Below are 15,327 nucleotides of genomic sequence, written 5' to 3'. Positions count from 1 at the left end.
ACCGTTCGTCGCCTTTGCCATGATGCAGGGGCACCTTGAGAGGGCACACAGAGATAAATGGGTGAGAAGCGTTGGGTGTTATTAATTGCGAGCGAGGTCGGTCGTACCGACTCCGTGTCAGACCGTGCCATGGAGCGCCTCGTCGAGGCGATTGGCGCGGAAGGTTACGAGGTGGTCCGCACCACTTCTCCTGAGGACGGTCGTTCGCTTGTAACGTCGGACCCTAGCTACTCCGCCATCCTGCTGGACTGGGATCTTGAGAGCAACTCGCAGTTTGAAGAACGCGCCGCGCTGGATGTCATCCGTGCCGTTCGTCATCGCAACAAGAAGGTTCCCATCTTCCTCATCGCCGACCGCACGCTGGTCAGCGAGCTGCCGCTGGAAGTGGTCAAGCAGGTCCATGAGTACATCCACCTCTTCGGCGATACGCCAGCATTCATTGCATCGCGTCTCGACACCGCCATCGAGCGTTATCACGAACAGTTGCTACCGCCCTACTTCCGTGAACTGCTGAAGTACAACGACCAGTCAGCGTACTCGTGGGACGCGCCTGGCCACATGGGCGGCGTGGCGTTCCTGAAGCACCCCGTCGGGCAGGAGTTCCATCGCTTCTTCGGTGAGAATCTACTGCGCTCAGATCTCGGTATCTCCTCCGCGCCTCTTGGTTCGTGGCTGGATCACATCGGGCCTCCGGGTGACTCCGAACGCAATGCCGCACGCATCTTCGGCGCGGACTGGACGTTCTACGTCCTGGGCGGGTCGAGCACATCGAACCAAATCGTGGGACACGGCGTCATCGCGCAGGACGATATCGTTCTGGCGGATGCGAACTGCCATAAGTCCGTCTGCCACTCGCTGACTGTTACCGGGGCACGGCCCGTGTACTTCAAGCCGACGCGCAACGGCTACGGCATGATCGGCCTGGTGCCGCTGAAGCGCTTCTCACCGCAGAATGTACGCGAGCTGATTGCACGCAGCCCGTTCTCTCCTGAGGCGCGCTCGCAGCAGCCGACCTATGCGGTCATTACCAACTCAACCTACGACGGCCTTTGCTACAACGTGAACCAGGTGGTGGAGGAGCTAAAAGGCTCCGTAGCGCGTGTTCACTTCGACGAGGCGTGGTATGCCTACGCGAAGTTCCACCCCATTTATCGTGAGCGTTACGCCATGGGCGTGCCGCGCGATATGGAAGACCGCCCGACCATCTTCTCTGTGCAGTCCACGCACAAGATGCTGGCAGCGTTCTCCATGGGTTCCATGGTGCACGTGAAGCTGAGCGACCGTGCGCCGATGGACTTCGACCAGTTCAACGAAGCCTTCATGATGCACGGCACCACCTCGCCGTTCTACCCGTTGATCGCATCGCTGGACGTGGCCGCGGCCATGATGGACGAGCCCGCGGGACCGACGCTGATGATCGAAACGCTTGCGGACGCGATCAGCTTCCGCCAGGCGATGAGCTCCATTGCGCACCGCCTGCGTACGGAGTCGGAAAATGGAGAGCGCTGGTTCTTCGGCATCTACCAGCCCGAACGCGTCATTGATCCCGCCACCGGCGAGTCGATCCTGTTTGAAGATGCGGAAGATGAGCTGCTCGCCACCGAACCGAGCTGCTGGACGCTGAAGGCCGGCGACGACTGGCACGGCTATGCGGACGAAGGTTCGCCCGATGACTACTGCATGCTGGACCCGGCCAAGGTCACCATCCTGACGCCGGGCGTGGATGCAAAGGGCACCATTGAAGAGTGGGGCATTCCCGCTGCTGTGCTGACGGAGTTCCTGGATTCTCGACGCGTGGAGATTGCCCGCACCGGCGACTACACGGTTCTGGTGCTCTTCTCGGTCGGCACTTCCAAGGGTAAGTGGGGCAGCCTGCTGGAGAACCTCTTCGAATTCAAGCGGCTGTATGACTCCGAGGCGCCGCTCGAAGAAGCCTTGCCGGAGCTGGTGCAGAAGTACCCTGCCCGGTATCGCCACATGTCGCTGAAGGAACTGTCCGACGAGATGCACGAGTCGATGATCGAGTTGAATCTCGCGGGGCTGGTGAACGCCGCCTGCGACGAGGACTTCGACCCCGTGCTGACACCTTCGCAGACCTACCAGAAGCTGGTGCGCAACGAGACCGAGCGCATCCCCTTTACGGAGATGCCGGGCCGCATTGCCGCCGTAATGCTGGTTCCCTACCCGCCGGGCATCCCCATGTCCATGCCGGGCGAGCGCCTGGGCGGACCGGATTCGCCGGTTATCCGCCTGATCCTGGCCATGGAGCAGTTCGGCAAGCGCTTCCCTGGCTTCGAACGCGAGGTTCATGGCATCGAGGTCGATAGCGATGGCAATTACTGGATGCGCGCCGTTATCGAAGAGGGGCAACAGGCAACACACACACCGCCTGCTTCACTGACTGAGCCGATCGTGGGAGCTTCGCGGCTGCCGAGCCGCCCCGTACGGCACTCAACCGAATGACAAATCCCATTTGATACTTCACGGCCTTCACTCGTCACCGGGTGAAGGCCTTTCTGATTTTTACCCTCCCGTCCATGTTGTCGCGCACCGCAAAGACACGACGTCCGCATCGACAGAGGGCCAAGCGCCGCTGCCGACGCCTGCGGTCTTCACTTAACCGAATGTTCCACTCTTGATGCCATCGCGATCACGCGGATCTCTGCGTCTTCGCCTCGCGAGGCAAGCAGACCGTGATCCCGCGAAAGGATTCAGTTCTTTCGCTGACCTGCGCGAATCGCCCGTGGTCAGCATTGGTGCCTTAACAATCAGTGGAGCTCCACCTGTCGCGCGGCCTGCGCGTCAGCCTGGCTCTCGATGCGGCGCAGCACCTCATCGATATCCGCGACCGCCAACAACCGGGCACTCGTAACTGGTCCTGGAACACGCATCCCGCCGAGAAGGACTGCAACAGCTCGGTCCCACTGCACGACGCACTGATCACGCACATCCTCGACTCCGAGACAGAGCACGACGTGGTGATGCCTGGTGGTCTTTCCATCTATTCAACGGAGGCCGCCGCAGAGTTCCTGGTCGATCCTGACCTGCGATCGCTGGCTCGCTCCGTACCCATGGGCCGCGACGATCGCGTCCTTCGCGATGGTGCGCGAAACCGACGTAACCGAGAACACCGCCGGTCCCGCACGGCTGGTGACGTACAGCGTCGAATAAGCGTTGGGTAAAGGCTTCCGGGCTCGACGGTATCAATACCGTTTTCACGCTCGAATCACGTGCGCCCGGCACGCATCACCCGCTAGCATTCCTGCGAGGTTTCTCGTGAAGTCGCTCGCGCTGTTCCTTCTCGCATGCTGCTGGCCATGCACGTCGTTGGCACAACAATCTCCGTCGGGCCGCCAGGGTACGGCCGATCTCGGCTTGAGTCAGAACGGCATCCGCCAGGGCCCGGGTAAGAACTCCGCCAGCGTTGGCGATGAGAGCTATCACAACAATGCAGAGCCGCATCGCAAGCGGGTGTTGGCGTGGATCGATATCAGCAATGGCTATCAGCATGACTCGGTTTCCCATGCGGTCGCGACCATCGAACGCCTTGGATACGAGACCGGCGCCTACGACACCTTCATCCGCACCGACTCACACATGATTACAAAAGGGGAGGTCACGGGGAGCGACGGGCAGCCCCTGCTGTACTCAAAGAACCTGAATGACTTCGACGCCATCTTCTTTTTTGGCGTGCGCGAGATCGATCTGACCGCTTCGCAGAGGCGGGATCTGCTGGCCTTCGTGCATGAGGACGGCAAAGGCTTTGTTGCTGCGCACGCGGGTGCGACTGCTTTCTTCTCATGGCCAGAGTTCGGCCAGATGCTGGGCGGCCGATTCGACGAGCACCCGTGGGGGATCACGGACGCGCCGGTGCTCGTGGAAGATCCGAAGTTCCCCGGCATGACGAATCTGCCGTCCACCTTCCATCACATCGACGAGTACTACCAGATCAAGGATTTTTCACGATCCAATGTGCATGTTCTGCTGCGTCTTGATGTATCGAAGCTGGATATGACGATGCCGTTGGTGCATCACAAGGATGCGGATTTTCCGCTTGCATGGGCGAAGACCTATGGCAAAGGTCGCGTTTATTACTCAGCTTTGGGGCACGATCCCAGCACATGGGATGACCGTGCAATTCAGCAGATGTACTTTGAGGCGCTACGCTGGGCGCTGCATCTTACGGACGCTGAGATCACACCGCGACCATTCCCCGCAGCAGCCGGAACCTCACGATAAGCCGAGCTGTGCATACAGGGCCTGAAACCGTGGATCATCGCGTACGTCATCGAAACGCGGGTCGATGCGCAGCGTGATCAACTCGAAGCAGCGATGCTGGAAGGCCAGTTCGAGCCGCTCAAACCCTTCATCCATCCGGCCCAGTGAGAAGTAGATCAGGGCAAGTTCGAAGGGCGAGATATAACGCTTTTTCGACAACTCATTCAGGTCATTCAGCAGGCGCAACGCGTCCTGCCTGCGGCCCAGGATTGCGTACGTCCGCGCCAGCGCACCGACGATACGAGGACTCGGCGGAGAGAGTTCAATCGCGCGCTGGAAGGCGGCGATTGCTTCTTCGAGTTCGCCGCGTTGCTCCTGCACCAGACCCAGTGTCCAGTATGCCGCGGAGAAATGCGGGTTCTGTTCGATGGTGTGATCGCACTGCTCCAGAGCGCGGTCGTATTCGCGGCGAAAATGAAAAATCTGCGCCACGTCTCGCGAGATGATCGACGACACCGGATCAAGACTCTGCGCAATCATCATCTCCTGCAACGCTTCATCCAGCCGGCCAAGCGTAACCAGGCAGGAAATAGCAAACCAGTGGTGTGCAACCGGGTTTCGCGGATCGAGACGAATTGCCTTCCGGAATTCTTTCTCCGAGCCAACCCAGTCCCAATCCTGAATAGCCTTGATGTGCGCGAGGGAGGTATGGGCTTCACTGGACTCGTCGTCAAGCAGCACGGCGTGCGAAGCATTTGCGGCCGTCTTGGTCCACACTTCGGTAGGCGCGGCGACGCCGTAGTTGGCCATTAGTAGTTGCGCGTCGGACATGCCCGCGTAGGCCTTGGCAAAGCCCGGATCCTCCTCCGCCGCCTTGCCGAAGTACTCCATGGCCTTACGCAGACCGCTCTCCGTGCGCTGGTTAAATTGGTAGATGCCCTGCAGGTACATGTTGTTCGCGGCAAGATTGCCCACCTTCGATCGCGTGCCTGCCGGGGCGCCTACAAGCTGCGGCATCACTGCCCGAATGATGGTCGTGGCCACTTCTTCCTGAAGAGCAAAAACGTCGTCGTAGCGCCGATCAATCGACTCCGACCAGAGGATGCTGCCACGCATGGTGTCGGTCATCTGCATGGTGATGCGCATCATCCCCTGTGCCGTGCGCACCGTGCCGCCGATCAGAACGGCTGCATCCTCAACGCTCTCAGCACGCGCCGAGGAACCATCCATGACGACGATGGAATCCATCTTTGAGAGAGCGTGCACGATCTCGCTGGCAAGGCCGCGACAGAACGCTCCCTCAGTCCCGTTCGGGCTGCAGTCTTCAAAGGCGCGGATCGCGACGGTGTTGCGGCTCACCAGTGCGGGCGGATGCGAATGCTTGACTGGCGAGGGATCAACCTGGCGGAACGTGGGCGCGTAACCGCCCTTTGGCATTTCGATGACCAGCTCGTCGGCATGACCTTCTTCGCGGTAATACGTTTGAAGACGGATGCGAAGACGCCGTGCCTGCACGCGCACGATGGGATCCATCCGCGGGTCAAAACTGTCGCTCTTGCCAAAAACATCCACCCCGATGGGGTATTCCTTCAGCTGATCGCCTCGGCCGGCCAGGGACTCGTCCACGATGAACCCAAGGAAGCGCTGCAGCCGGTCACCCTGGCGAAAGGACTTACTACCAATGATCTTCTGGAGCTGGTTTCGCACCACGTCATCGAAGGGGGATTTGTCTCTCACGGCTTGGGTCTTGGCTGGCACCGCACAATAGTAATGGAAGTTATCCAGTCTGCGCCTGTCGTCAAGAGGAACTACGCTTCGGAACGTGCCACCACCGTTACACCGTTGTTACGGCATAGCCACGACCTTAGAATCATCACGCTATGATCCCCACGATTACCGACGCCCCGATCGCTCCCGCAAAGCCATACGGCCATGTTTTGACTAAGGTTCCACCTGCTCCGAAAGAGGGTTACCGCATTGCCGCCTATCAGCTGGTCGATTACCTCGAGTTACTTGGTGTGGAGGTAGTCTTCGGACTCTGCGGACATACGGTGATCGCAGTTCTGGATGCGCTGGGAAAAAATCCGAAAGTGAAGTTCATTACCACGCGCCACGAGCAGACGGCGGCACACGCGGCAGACGGTTACGCGCGCGCCTCTGGCAAGGTGGGTGTCGTCCTCAGCCACCTTGGACCAGGACTTACAAATGCCGCCACCGGCGTTGCGAATGCCGCACTGGACTCCGTGCCGATGGTCGTCATCGCGGGCGACGTGCCGTCTTACTACTACGGCCGTCATCCGCACCAGGAAGTGAATCTTCATGCGGACGCTGATCAAAGCCAGATCTACCGGCCTTTCTGCAAACGCGTCTATCGCGTCGATCGCGTGGAAGATCTGCCACGCGCGGTGGAGCGTGCCTTCTACCTTGCGCAGTCCGGTCGCCCTGGCCCCGTGCTGGTTGACGTGCCGATGGATATCTTCTCTGCGGATCTGAAGGAAGGCTCCTTCTCCAAGACGCCACCACGCCTGAGCAAGCAGGCGATCGATCCGGACTCTGTCGAGTACATCCTCGATGCACTCGCAACGGCAGAGCGCCCCGTGCTCTATGCCGGCGGCGGCGTCATCTCATCCAAGGCGACAAAAGAGCTGCAGGCGCTTGCCGAGGCTCTGGAGCTTCCCGTGGCGCATACGCTGATGGGCAAGGCCTGCATGCCCGAGAAACACCCTTTGCTGATGGGGCAGACCGGTTTCTGGGGCATCCCCGTCTCCAACGAGATGTGCCGCGAGGCCGACCTGATTCTCGCCGTCGGCACACGGCTTGCCGAAGCGAACTCAAGCTCGTGGGAGCCTGAATTTACCTTCGACAGCCCACGCCTGATTCACATCGATATCGACATTCCCGAGATCGGACGGAACTACCAGACGGAGCTCGGCGTCATTGCCGATGCGAAGGTTGCGCTAGCTGAGCTGGCGCGCGCCGCGCAGGGTCGCAAGCACGTTGAGCGGCCCGGCATGCGCGAGCGCATCGCGAAGGCACGTAAGGAGTTCAGTGACCTGTGGGCGGATGAATGGACATCTAACCAGTTTCCGTTGCGACCGGAGCGGATCCTCGCAGAGCTACGCAAGGCTGTCCCCGAAGATGGCTTCATCGTCACGGACGTGGGCTGGAACAAGAACGGTGTCGCGCAACAGTTTGACTTCCCTGTCCCGGGAACGTTCATCACGCCAAGCGGCCTGGCAACCATGGGCTTCGGACCGGCAGCGGTCCTCGGCGTAAAGTTTGCGCAGCCGAACCGCGTAGCACTTGCGCTGATCGGTGACGGCGCCTTCAGCAGCAATCCGGGCATCGTTGCAACGGCCATGGAAGCCGGCCTCGCCTGCATCTGGCTGGTCATGGATAACTCCGCCTTCGGTACCATCGCAGGACTTGAGAAGATGCACTACGGTTGGAGCTTCGGCTGCCTGTTCGAGTGCAACGGTGAGACGTATCACGTCGATTACGCCGCCATTGCTCGTGCCTACGGTGCCCGGGGTGTCGCGATTAAATCTGCAGCGGAGTTAGGGCCAGCGCTGGAAGAAGCAATTGCCTCCGGCATGCCCACCGTCATCCAGGTGCCAATGGAAAATGCACCCACACCGACGCCCGGACATTGGAATATCAATGACATCTACCGCAACGGTCAGTAACTCGCAGTGATTTACAAACAGCAACAAATCGGCGGAGGGGTATCCCCCCCCGCTGATTAATTTCCATTGTTATCAGGGGCCGTCTAGCACTGCTCGCAGCCGGTCTCCCGCGTCAGGCTCAGAAGGATCGTGGAGAGTGTGAGCCATCCAATCATCAACAGGAAGGCGAGCTCGTACGCATGCACGCCGTAGACGTGCGCACCTTTGATCAGCTGGCCCGTCCAGTGGCGATCCAGTACCGCGCCGATTGCAGGCGTCAGCAGTGTCGGCCCGATCATATTGCCGATGTTCACCGTTCCCGAGATGGAGCCAAGGTACTGTGGCGGCACTGATTCTTTGGCGTAAGCGAACCCGATGACCACCGAGCCGCTGGCGACGCTGGTCACTGCCGCGATGGCGATGAAGCCGGCAAGCGGCAGGTTTGGTGTGTAGAACATGGCGATCCAGCCGAGTAACGCGGTCGCAACGCCGGCAACATAGATCGGCTTGCGGCGACCAATGCGATCGGACAGTGCGCCACACAGCGGGCTGGCCACGGCCCAGCAGACGATCATGACGGAGCAAACTTCTGCGGCCACGGTCTGTTGCAGACCGAATCGGGAGCGGAGATAAGGCGAGCCCCAGAGACCGGTGAAGGACAGGATCGAACCGACGATGCCGCCCTGCGCCAGAAAGATGAGCCACGTATTGCGAAAACCGAAGATGCGCCCAAAGCCCTTCAGCCGTTCCACGAAGGACGAGTCTCCCCGATGAACATCAGCGGGTGCATACGTCGCGAAGCCCACATCGACCGGATCGTTCTTCACGAAGAAGAAGGCGAGCAAGCCAATGCTGAGCACTACGATGGCAGAGACGAAGACCACCGGCCGCCACCCGAAGCTCTGAATGGCCAGGCGTAGCGGCACCTGCGCGAACAGCGCACCCAGGTTGCCGAAGAGCAGGCCCAGGCCGGACAGCATGGCGAAACGCTTTGCCGGAAACCAGTGCGTCGCCAGCGTCAGCAGTGTGACCCAACCCACCGCAGACGCCGCACCAATGATCAGCCGGCCAAGGCATGCCAGCGCAAAGTTATCCGTAGACGCAAACAGCATGGTCCCTACCGCCGCAGCGATCGAACCGCTGATGAGAAGTTTGCGTGCGCCCCACGAATCGATCAGGATGCCCGTGGGGATCTGCATTGCAAGGTACGAGTAGTAATAGAAAGCCGACAGGTTCCCAAGGCTTGCGGCACCGATGGAGAAGGTGCGCATCAGCTCGTCCGTCATAACAGCGGGCGATACGCGCTGGTAGAAACCAGAAAGATAAAAGGTTGCAGCGAGGGCCCAAATCGACCACGAGAGCAGGGCGGGCGGGTGACTACGGCCTGCGCTGTCCGGGGCCGCGGGGGATGCGTGTGTCGGCTTCTGTACGATCAAAATCCCGTCGTTTCTGCTGGTCGCTTTTGAGTCGAGAGCCGCCGTACCTGCAGGGCTCCCAGAGTGCCACCAACCGTAGCACCACCCCAAAATCTCCAGCAAGCGAGGAACGGTATCGTCACGGTAGAAGCCGCCTGTTGAGCAGATCGCGCTGCTAACCTTGGCATCAAGTTTTTTGTGCCTGGTCGATTCGCTTTACGCTTAGTCACCTGCTCTACGGCCGCACAGTCCGGGCTGCCAGGTAAGTGGGAATCGCGGAACGTGCAAGACAGGTTGGAGACCGCATGACAGAGCCCTGGCGAACAGGCATTACGACATACGACGAGAAGAACATCTGGGTCGGCGGCTACGCCATTGGCGACCTGATGCAGAGGGCGACCTTCGCAGAAACCATCTTCCTGCTGCACGCGGGCCGCATGCCCAGCAAGGAAGAGGGCAAGTTGCTCGATGCCATCCTGATCTCGTCCGCTGACCACGGCCCGGGGTCTCCCTCCGCCGCAACCGCGCGACTCGCCTGCTCGGGCAATCGCGGCTCCGTCTCCTCTGCCATCGCCGCAGGGATCCTCGCCATAGGCGATCAGCACGGCGGCGCGGGTATGGAGTGCATGGAGGTCATTGCCGAAGGTGTAGGCATTGCGAAGTCCGAAGACATCTCGCTCGAAGTTGCCGCAGAGAAACTCGTCGACAACTACCGCGCTCGTGGTGCTCGCGTGGCGGGGATGGGGCACCGCCAGCACACCAGCGATCCGCGTAAGGCAGTGCTGTTTGGCATGGCGGAGAGCTACGGCCTCTCCGGGGACGGCGTGAAGTTCATGCTGGCACTTGAAGCCGCCGTTGCCGCCAAGGTCAAGCCGCTTCCCATCAACATCGACGGCGTGCTCGCCGCCATCCTCTTCGATCTAGGCTTCCCGCCCTTGATGGGCCGCCTCATCTTCATCATCGGCCGTACCGCAGGCTTGAGCGCGGAAGTGGCGGAAGAGCTTCGGCGGGAGAAGGCCATGCGCATCAAGGTGCCGGTCACCTACGACGGTCCCGCACCACGCGAATTGCCGTAACAAAGATCTACCGCAGTCAGGAGCAGGAAATGGCACCGAAGGTAATTACCGAAGAGCAGAAAGAACAGATTGCAGAGATGGTCACTAGGGCGAAGGTCGCGCTGGACGCCATCAAGGACTACGACCAGGCAAAGGTTGACCGGCTGTGCCAGGCGCTTGGCTGGGCCGTCGCGAATGAGACGACCTTCACACGCCTCTCGAACAAGAGCATCGACGAGAGCGGCCTGGGCGACCGCGAAACACGCCCCGGTAAACGCACCAAGGTCGTCGGTGTTCTGCGCGATGTTCTCCGGCAGAAGAGCATGGGCATCATCGAAGAGATTCCAGAAAAAGGCATCGTCAAGTACGCCAAGCCCGTCGGTGTCATCGCCGCGCTCGTGCCAGTGACCAACGCCGCGCTGACCGAGATCGTGACAGGCATCTTCACCATCAAGGCGAAGAACGTCGCCATCTTTGCACCGCATCCTGCAGCGAAAAACACCACCATCGAAACCGTCAACATCATGCGCGAAGTCCTGAAGCGCGAGGGCGTGCCGGAGGATGTTTTCCAGGTCATCGAGAAGCCGAGCATCCCCGTCGCCAACGAACTCATGGCGTCCTGCGACATGACCGTCGCAACTGGCGGTCCAGCGATGGTGAAGGCGGCCTACAGTTCCGGTAAGCCTGCTTATGGCGTCGGAGCCGGGAACGCCACCATGGTCTTCGATGAGACGACGATTCCCGAGGAGGCTGCGAGGAATACTCGCATCAGTAAGGCGCATGACAATGGCTCCGGCTGCTCATCCGACGGCAACCTCGTTGTCGAGGCCACGGTCTATGACCGCGTGCTGCAATGTCTGCAGGATGAAGGTGGCTACGTCGTCTCGCCGGAAGAGAAGGTCAAGCTACAGGCCGTGATGTGGGATGACGAACGCCACCGCACTGCGCCCACCATCGCACGCGGCGCGGGAGTAATCGCGGAACTGGCGGGCTTCTCGATCCCGGCAGGCAAGCGCTTCCTTATCGTGCCGGAGACCAACATCGGCAAGGAGTTTCCCTTCTGCAGCGAGAAGCTTTCGTCGGTGCTGGCGATCTTCAAGTACAACGGCTGGGAGAATGCGCTGAATATGGTGACCGAGATTTACAAGGTCGGCGGACGCGGCCACTCAGTAGGTATCTACTCGTTCAACGACGCACACATCGACGAGCTGGCACGCATGGCGCCGGTCAGCCGCATTACCGTACGGCAGCCGCAGTCGCGCGCAAACTCGGGCTCGTTCAACAACGGTCTGGCGATGACGTCGAGCATGGGCTGCGGTATCTGGGGTGGCAACATCACCAACGAGAACGTGGTTCTGAAGCACTACATGCAGACCACGTGGGTCAGCCGTCCCATCGCGGAAGATCGCCCATCCGATCAGGAGATCTTCGGCGACTTTTACAACTCGCAGACTTACTAACACTGTGACCAAACCGGCGGCCCGGGTGACATCGCCACGGGTCGCTTTGTTAGCGCTGAGGGAGCTCAATGCGGCTCCGTGCCGTTACGGTTACAGGGTCGCGCGCGCTCCAGTCCGCCCTATATCCTGAGGCGCTTCCTTGGACAGACGCGTTGGCGCCTGAATCGCCGGATTGAAAGAGAGACATGGAAAGCCGATATCTCGTAAGCATTGGGACCGCCGCCGTTTGCCTCAGTACGTTGTCTGCCGGGGCACAGGCCAATTGGGCTTCGTACGGCCAGGACCAGGGGTCGAGTCGCTTCTCCACGCTGAATCAGATCAACGCATCGAACGTGTCGAAGCTTGAGCGTGCGTGGACATTTCACACAGGCGGCGATTCTCAGAATGAAGTGACGCCCGTCGTTATGGATTCGGTCGTCTATCTTTCTTCGCCCAACGGTTACTTCGCCGTGGATGCAGTGACGGGCGATCAGATCTGGAAGTTTGCTGCGACCGATACGACTACCCGTGGTGTGACGTACTGGCCGGGTGATAAGACAACGGCGCCTCGCATCATCGGGGCTGTCAGTGGTGGCCGCATCGTGGCGTTGGATATTAAGACAGGCAAGCCCGTGCCGGAGTTTGGCGATGGCGGCTATGTCGATATCAAGACGAAGATGACTTCACCGCCTGCGATTTATAAGGGCATGTTGATTCTGCCCACCATGGACAAGTTTGTGCGCGCGTGGGATGCGAAGACCGGGAAGATGGTGTGGAGCTTTAACCTGGTTCCGCAGCCCGGTGAACCGGGCCACGAGACATGGGAGAACGATGCGTGGAAGACCACAGGCGGTGTCAACGTGTGGGGCTACATCACGGTCGATGAGAAGCTCGGGATCGCTTTCGTGCCAACGGCGCCACCGTCGCCGGACTATGTGGGTGTCACACGCCCGGGAGACACCCTCTATGGCACCTCGCTGGTAGCGCTGGACGCGAACACGGGCAAGTTGAAGTGGTTTCGCCAGTTGGTGCACCATGACCTGTGGGACTTCGATTCTGCGGCCGCACCGGCGCTGGTTGAGGTGAAGCAGAAGGGCAAAACGATTCCCGCGGTCGTCCACATGGGCAAGACCGGTCTGATGTACTTCTTCGACCGGCGTGATGGAACGCCGATCTTTGGCATGGAAGAGCGGCCGGTCCCGCAGAGCAACGTGCCGGGCGAAAAGTCGTCGCCAACACAGCCGTTCCCTATCAAGCCGGAACCGATCGCCCGCATCAGCATGACGCATGATGAACTGCCGAAGAATATCACCGGCAGCCTGACCACTTACTGCGAAGGCCTGTGGCAGAAGTACAAACTGCAGGATGCGAAACCTTTCAATGCATGGCTGCTGAATCAGGATGTCGTCGAGTTTCCGGGCGCGGTGGGTGGCGGTAACTGGAATGGTGTTTCCTATAACCCGCAGCTTGGGCTGGTCTACACAAATGTCATGAACGCCGGCCAGTGGGGGCACATTGGGCTTGGTGGCGGTCGCTTCGGACGCGCACCGGGCGCGGGTGGTCCTGGTGGTCCGCCGCGAGGCGCTGGTGCTCCGCCTCAACCTTCTGGGACGCCTCAAGCATCGGGGACGCCTCCGGTTGGCGGTCAGCCCGCGAGCGATCAGGAGTTTGCCGATCGTGCCCAGGCTCCCAAGCCGGGTGCGCAGCAGTACAGCAAGATGACGCCTGAAGGGCAGCGCTTCTGGCAGGCGGATACGCGCTACTCGTGTGCTCCACCGCCGTGGGGTGAGCTGGTTGCTGTGAATGTGAACACCGGCAACATCGCGTGGCGTTCGACGCTGGGTGCATTTGATGAGCTTGAGGCGAAGGGTCTGAAGACCGGTACACCGAACCTTGGCGGTGGTATCAACACCGCTGGCGGACTGATCTTCATCGGCGCAACAGTTGATGGGAAGTTCCGCGCCTTTGATTCGAAAACTGGCAGAGAACTTTGGTCCGTGAAGGTCGACGCGCCCGCGCACTCTGTGCCCGCCACTTACCTCGGGAAGGATGGGCGGCAGTATGTAGTAGTATCTGCGGCCGGAGGTGGCTTCCTGCGTGACCCTGTTGCAGATGCTGTGGTGGCCTTCGCTCTTCCGAAGGGTGCCGTGACCAGGGCACCCGCGAAGATGGTGAAATCGAAGTAATGCACTGCGCAATGTAAGAAGATGCGCGTCCCCCGCTCATGACGGGCTCTCGTCATGAGCGGGTTTGCAGTACACCACACATCCCCTGGGCTACCAGCAGGAGTTATTGGCCGCCCGGCGCTGCAGGTGCCCCAGGCGCTGGCAGAGCGTCCGCCGTAGGGGCCGGCATCTTGATCGGAGTTACATCCGCGTCGACTTCACCCAGCGACCACTTGATAGCCTGCAGATACATCTCCTGGATCTTAGGGTTATCCCATGTCGCGGGGGCATGCGCGAAGGTTGCGTAAAAGACACGGCCCTTGCCATACATCTTTGCCCATGCCAGGGCGTAGGGATAATCCGCAGCCTGCATGCCGCGCGCCTTGGTCTTATCGATCTTCGTGGTGTCGAGTCGCATCAGCACGCGGCTCTTATCGGGAGAGAAGCCGCTGCTCTGATAGAACTCATCGCGAATGGTGAAGCTGGGACCGAACTGGCTCATGCCGGGAAATTTGGGATCGGTCACGATGACAGTGCCTTCGATGGTTCCCCACGGATGCTGATCGAATCGGCCACCGAGCATCTCGCCAAACTCCGGCCATGACAGGAATGCGGTATCGCCCACGTGCGCCGCGACGAAGCCTTTGCCCGCGTCGTGAACGAACCACAGGAGGTCCGCCTTTTGTTCGGCCGACAGTTCAATCTCGCGATGTCCCATGAAGAAGATGGCATCCACGTTGCACAGGCTTGGGCCGCCACTCGCCGGCTCGCCGGTTGTCATCTTCGGATGACGCGAGATGATGTTGGAATCCGTACGAATCCACGTGTCATACGCGCCGGACTTGTAGCCAAGTTCTTCAATGACTGCGATGGCATGACCGATGTCATGCTGTGCGATGCCGTTGCGCGTATCGGCCCAGATCAACAGCCGCTTCTTCGGTGGCCCTGCGGGCGCATCGGCAAACTCAGGCGGAGGGCCCTGCGGACGCGCCGCAGTGGCGCCAGGTCCACCCGGACCTCCGGCACCTCCGGGCCCGCCAGGACGGGGTCCACGCGCACCGGGCGCGGGACAGCCCGTGTCTGCGGCGGCTGCCGGAGCCTGCGCAGCACAAAGGATCGGCGCGGCGAAGGCCAGCGCAATTGTAAGAGTGAGAACCCTGCGTTTAAACATTACTTCTCCTCGCGTCGAGACACGTTCGCGGTCCCACATGCGGCACGTGCTCATCGGTCGTGATGCTAGCAGGCCGCCAAGTTGCAACGCGATGACGAACGGTGTCAACACGGTAAGTTCATTGACTTCATTTTTTGAGGAAGCCTAGCATCCCGTCCGATCCAGCAAGGGGCTTTTGTGCGCGCCCAAGGCACACCTA

The 15,327-nt window shown here is 60.4% G+C and carries 10 protein-coding genes; 7 read left to right on the top strand and 3 right to left on the bottom strand.

What is annotated here, in order from left to right:
• Nucleotides 1-57: 57 nt before the first annotated feature.
• From BLW03_RS11855 to BLW03_RS11845, 3 genes are all read left to right on the top strand, one after another.
• Nucleotides 58-2,463, top strand: coding sequence for an Orn/Lys/Arg family decarboxylase (locus tag BLW03_RS11855; RefSeq protein ID WP_074654274.1), 2,406 nt, complete (start codon nucleotides 58-60; stop codon nucleotides 2,461-2,463).
• A gap of 308 nt (nucleotides 2,464-2,771) precedes the next feature.
• Nucleotides 2,772-3,182 carry a hypothetical protein gene (locus BLW03_RS11850; RefSeq protein ID WP_074654273.1) on the top strand — a complete coding sequence of 137 codons (411 nt, stop codon included), beginning with the start codon at nucleotides 2,772-2,774 and terminating at the stop codon, nucleotides 3,180-3,182.
• A 145-nt stretch (nucleotides 3,183-3,327) separates the two neighbouring features.
• Nucleotides 3,328-4,239, top strand: coding sequence for a ThuA domain-containing protein (locus BLW03_RS11845; protein ID WP_074655967.1), 912 nt, complete (start codon nucleotides 3,328-3,330; stop codon nucleotides 4,237-4,239).
• Here the strand turns inward: BLW03_RS11845 and BLW03_RS11840 are convergent.
• Nucleotides 4,231-5,976, bottom strand: coding sequence for a tetratricopeptide repeat protein (locus BLW03_RS11840; protein WP_074654272.1), 1,746 nt, complete (start codon nucleotides 5,974-5,976; stop codon nucleotides 4,231-4,233). The two genes, BLW03_RS11845 and BLW03_RS11840, sit on opposite strands and share 9 nt — an antisense overlap.
• A gap of 122 nt (nucleotides 5,977-6,098) precedes the next feature.
• On the opposite strand from BLW03_RS11840, the gene BLW03_RS11835 reads away from it, so the two are divergent.
• Nucleotides 6,099-7,904: a thiamine pyrophosphate-binding protein gene (locus BLW03_RS11835; RefSeq protein WP_212733188.1), complete on the top strand. Its 1,806-nt coding sequence runs from the start codon at nucleotides 6,099-6,101 to the stop codon at nucleotides 7,902-7,904.
• An 83-nt stretch (nucleotides 7,905-7,987) separates the two neighbouring features.
• On the opposite strand, the gene BLW03_RS11830 is transcribed toward BLW03_RS11835, so the two are convergent.
• Nucleotides 7,988-9,319: an MFS transporter gene (locus BLW03_RS11830; protein WP_244502056.1), complete on the bottom strand. Its 1,332-nt coding sequence runs from the start codon at nucleotides 9,317-9,319 to the stop codon at nucleotides 7,988-7,990.
• Nucleotides 9,320-9,603: 284 nt separating this feature from the next.
• Here BLW03_RS11830 and BLW03_RS11825 point away from each other — a divergent pair, with 284 nt between their 5' ends.
• The 3 genes from BLW03_RS11825 (at nucleotide 9,604) to BLW03_RS11815 (ending at nucleotide 13,978) form a co-directional block, all read left to right on the top strand.
• Nucleotides 9,604-10,374 carry a citryl-CoA lyase gene (locus tag BLW03_RS11825; RefSeq protein WP_074654271.1) on the top strand — a complete coding sequence of 257 codons (771 nt, stop codon included), beginning with the start codon at nucleotides 9,604-9,606 and terminating at the stop codon, nucleotides 10,372-10,374.
• Between the two features lie 29 nt (nucleotides 10,375-10,403).
• Nucleotides 10,404-11,813 (top strand): aldehyde dehydrogenase family protein, encoded by a 1,410-nt coding sequence (locus BLW03_RS11820; protein WP_074654270.1) that lies wholly within the window; start codon nucleotides 10,404-10,406, stop codon nucleotides 11,811-11,813.
• 185 nt (nucleotides 11,814-11,998) lie between these two features.
• A complete protein-coding gene (locus BLW03_RS11815; protein WP_074654269.1) occupies nucleotides 11,999-13,978 on the top strand; it encodes an outer membrane protein assembly factor BamB family protein in 1,980 nt (659 codons plus the stop codon).
• A gap of 103 nt (nucleotides 13,979-14,081) precedes the next feature.
• Here BLW03_RS11815 and BLW03_RS11810 read toward each other — a convergent pair whose 3' ends face one another.
• The gene (locus BLW03_RS11810; RefSeq protein ID WP_074654268.1) at nucleotides 14,082-15,128 is read right to left on the bottom strand and encodes a ThuA domain-containing protein; all 1,047 of its coding nucleotides are present in this window, start codon (nucleotides 15,126-15,128) and stop codon (nucleotides 14,082-14,084) included.
• Nucleotides 15,129-15,327 lie beyond the last annotated feature (199 nt).

The sequence above is a fragment of the Terriglobus roseus genome, assembly GCF_900105625.1.
GTDB lineage: Bacteria > Acidobacteriota > Terriglobia > Terriglobales > Acidobacteriaceae > Terriglobus > Terriglobus roseus_B.
The sequence above is the reverse complement of the archived record's forward strand: the minus strand, read 5'-3'. Positions and strand labels throughout refer to the sequence as shown.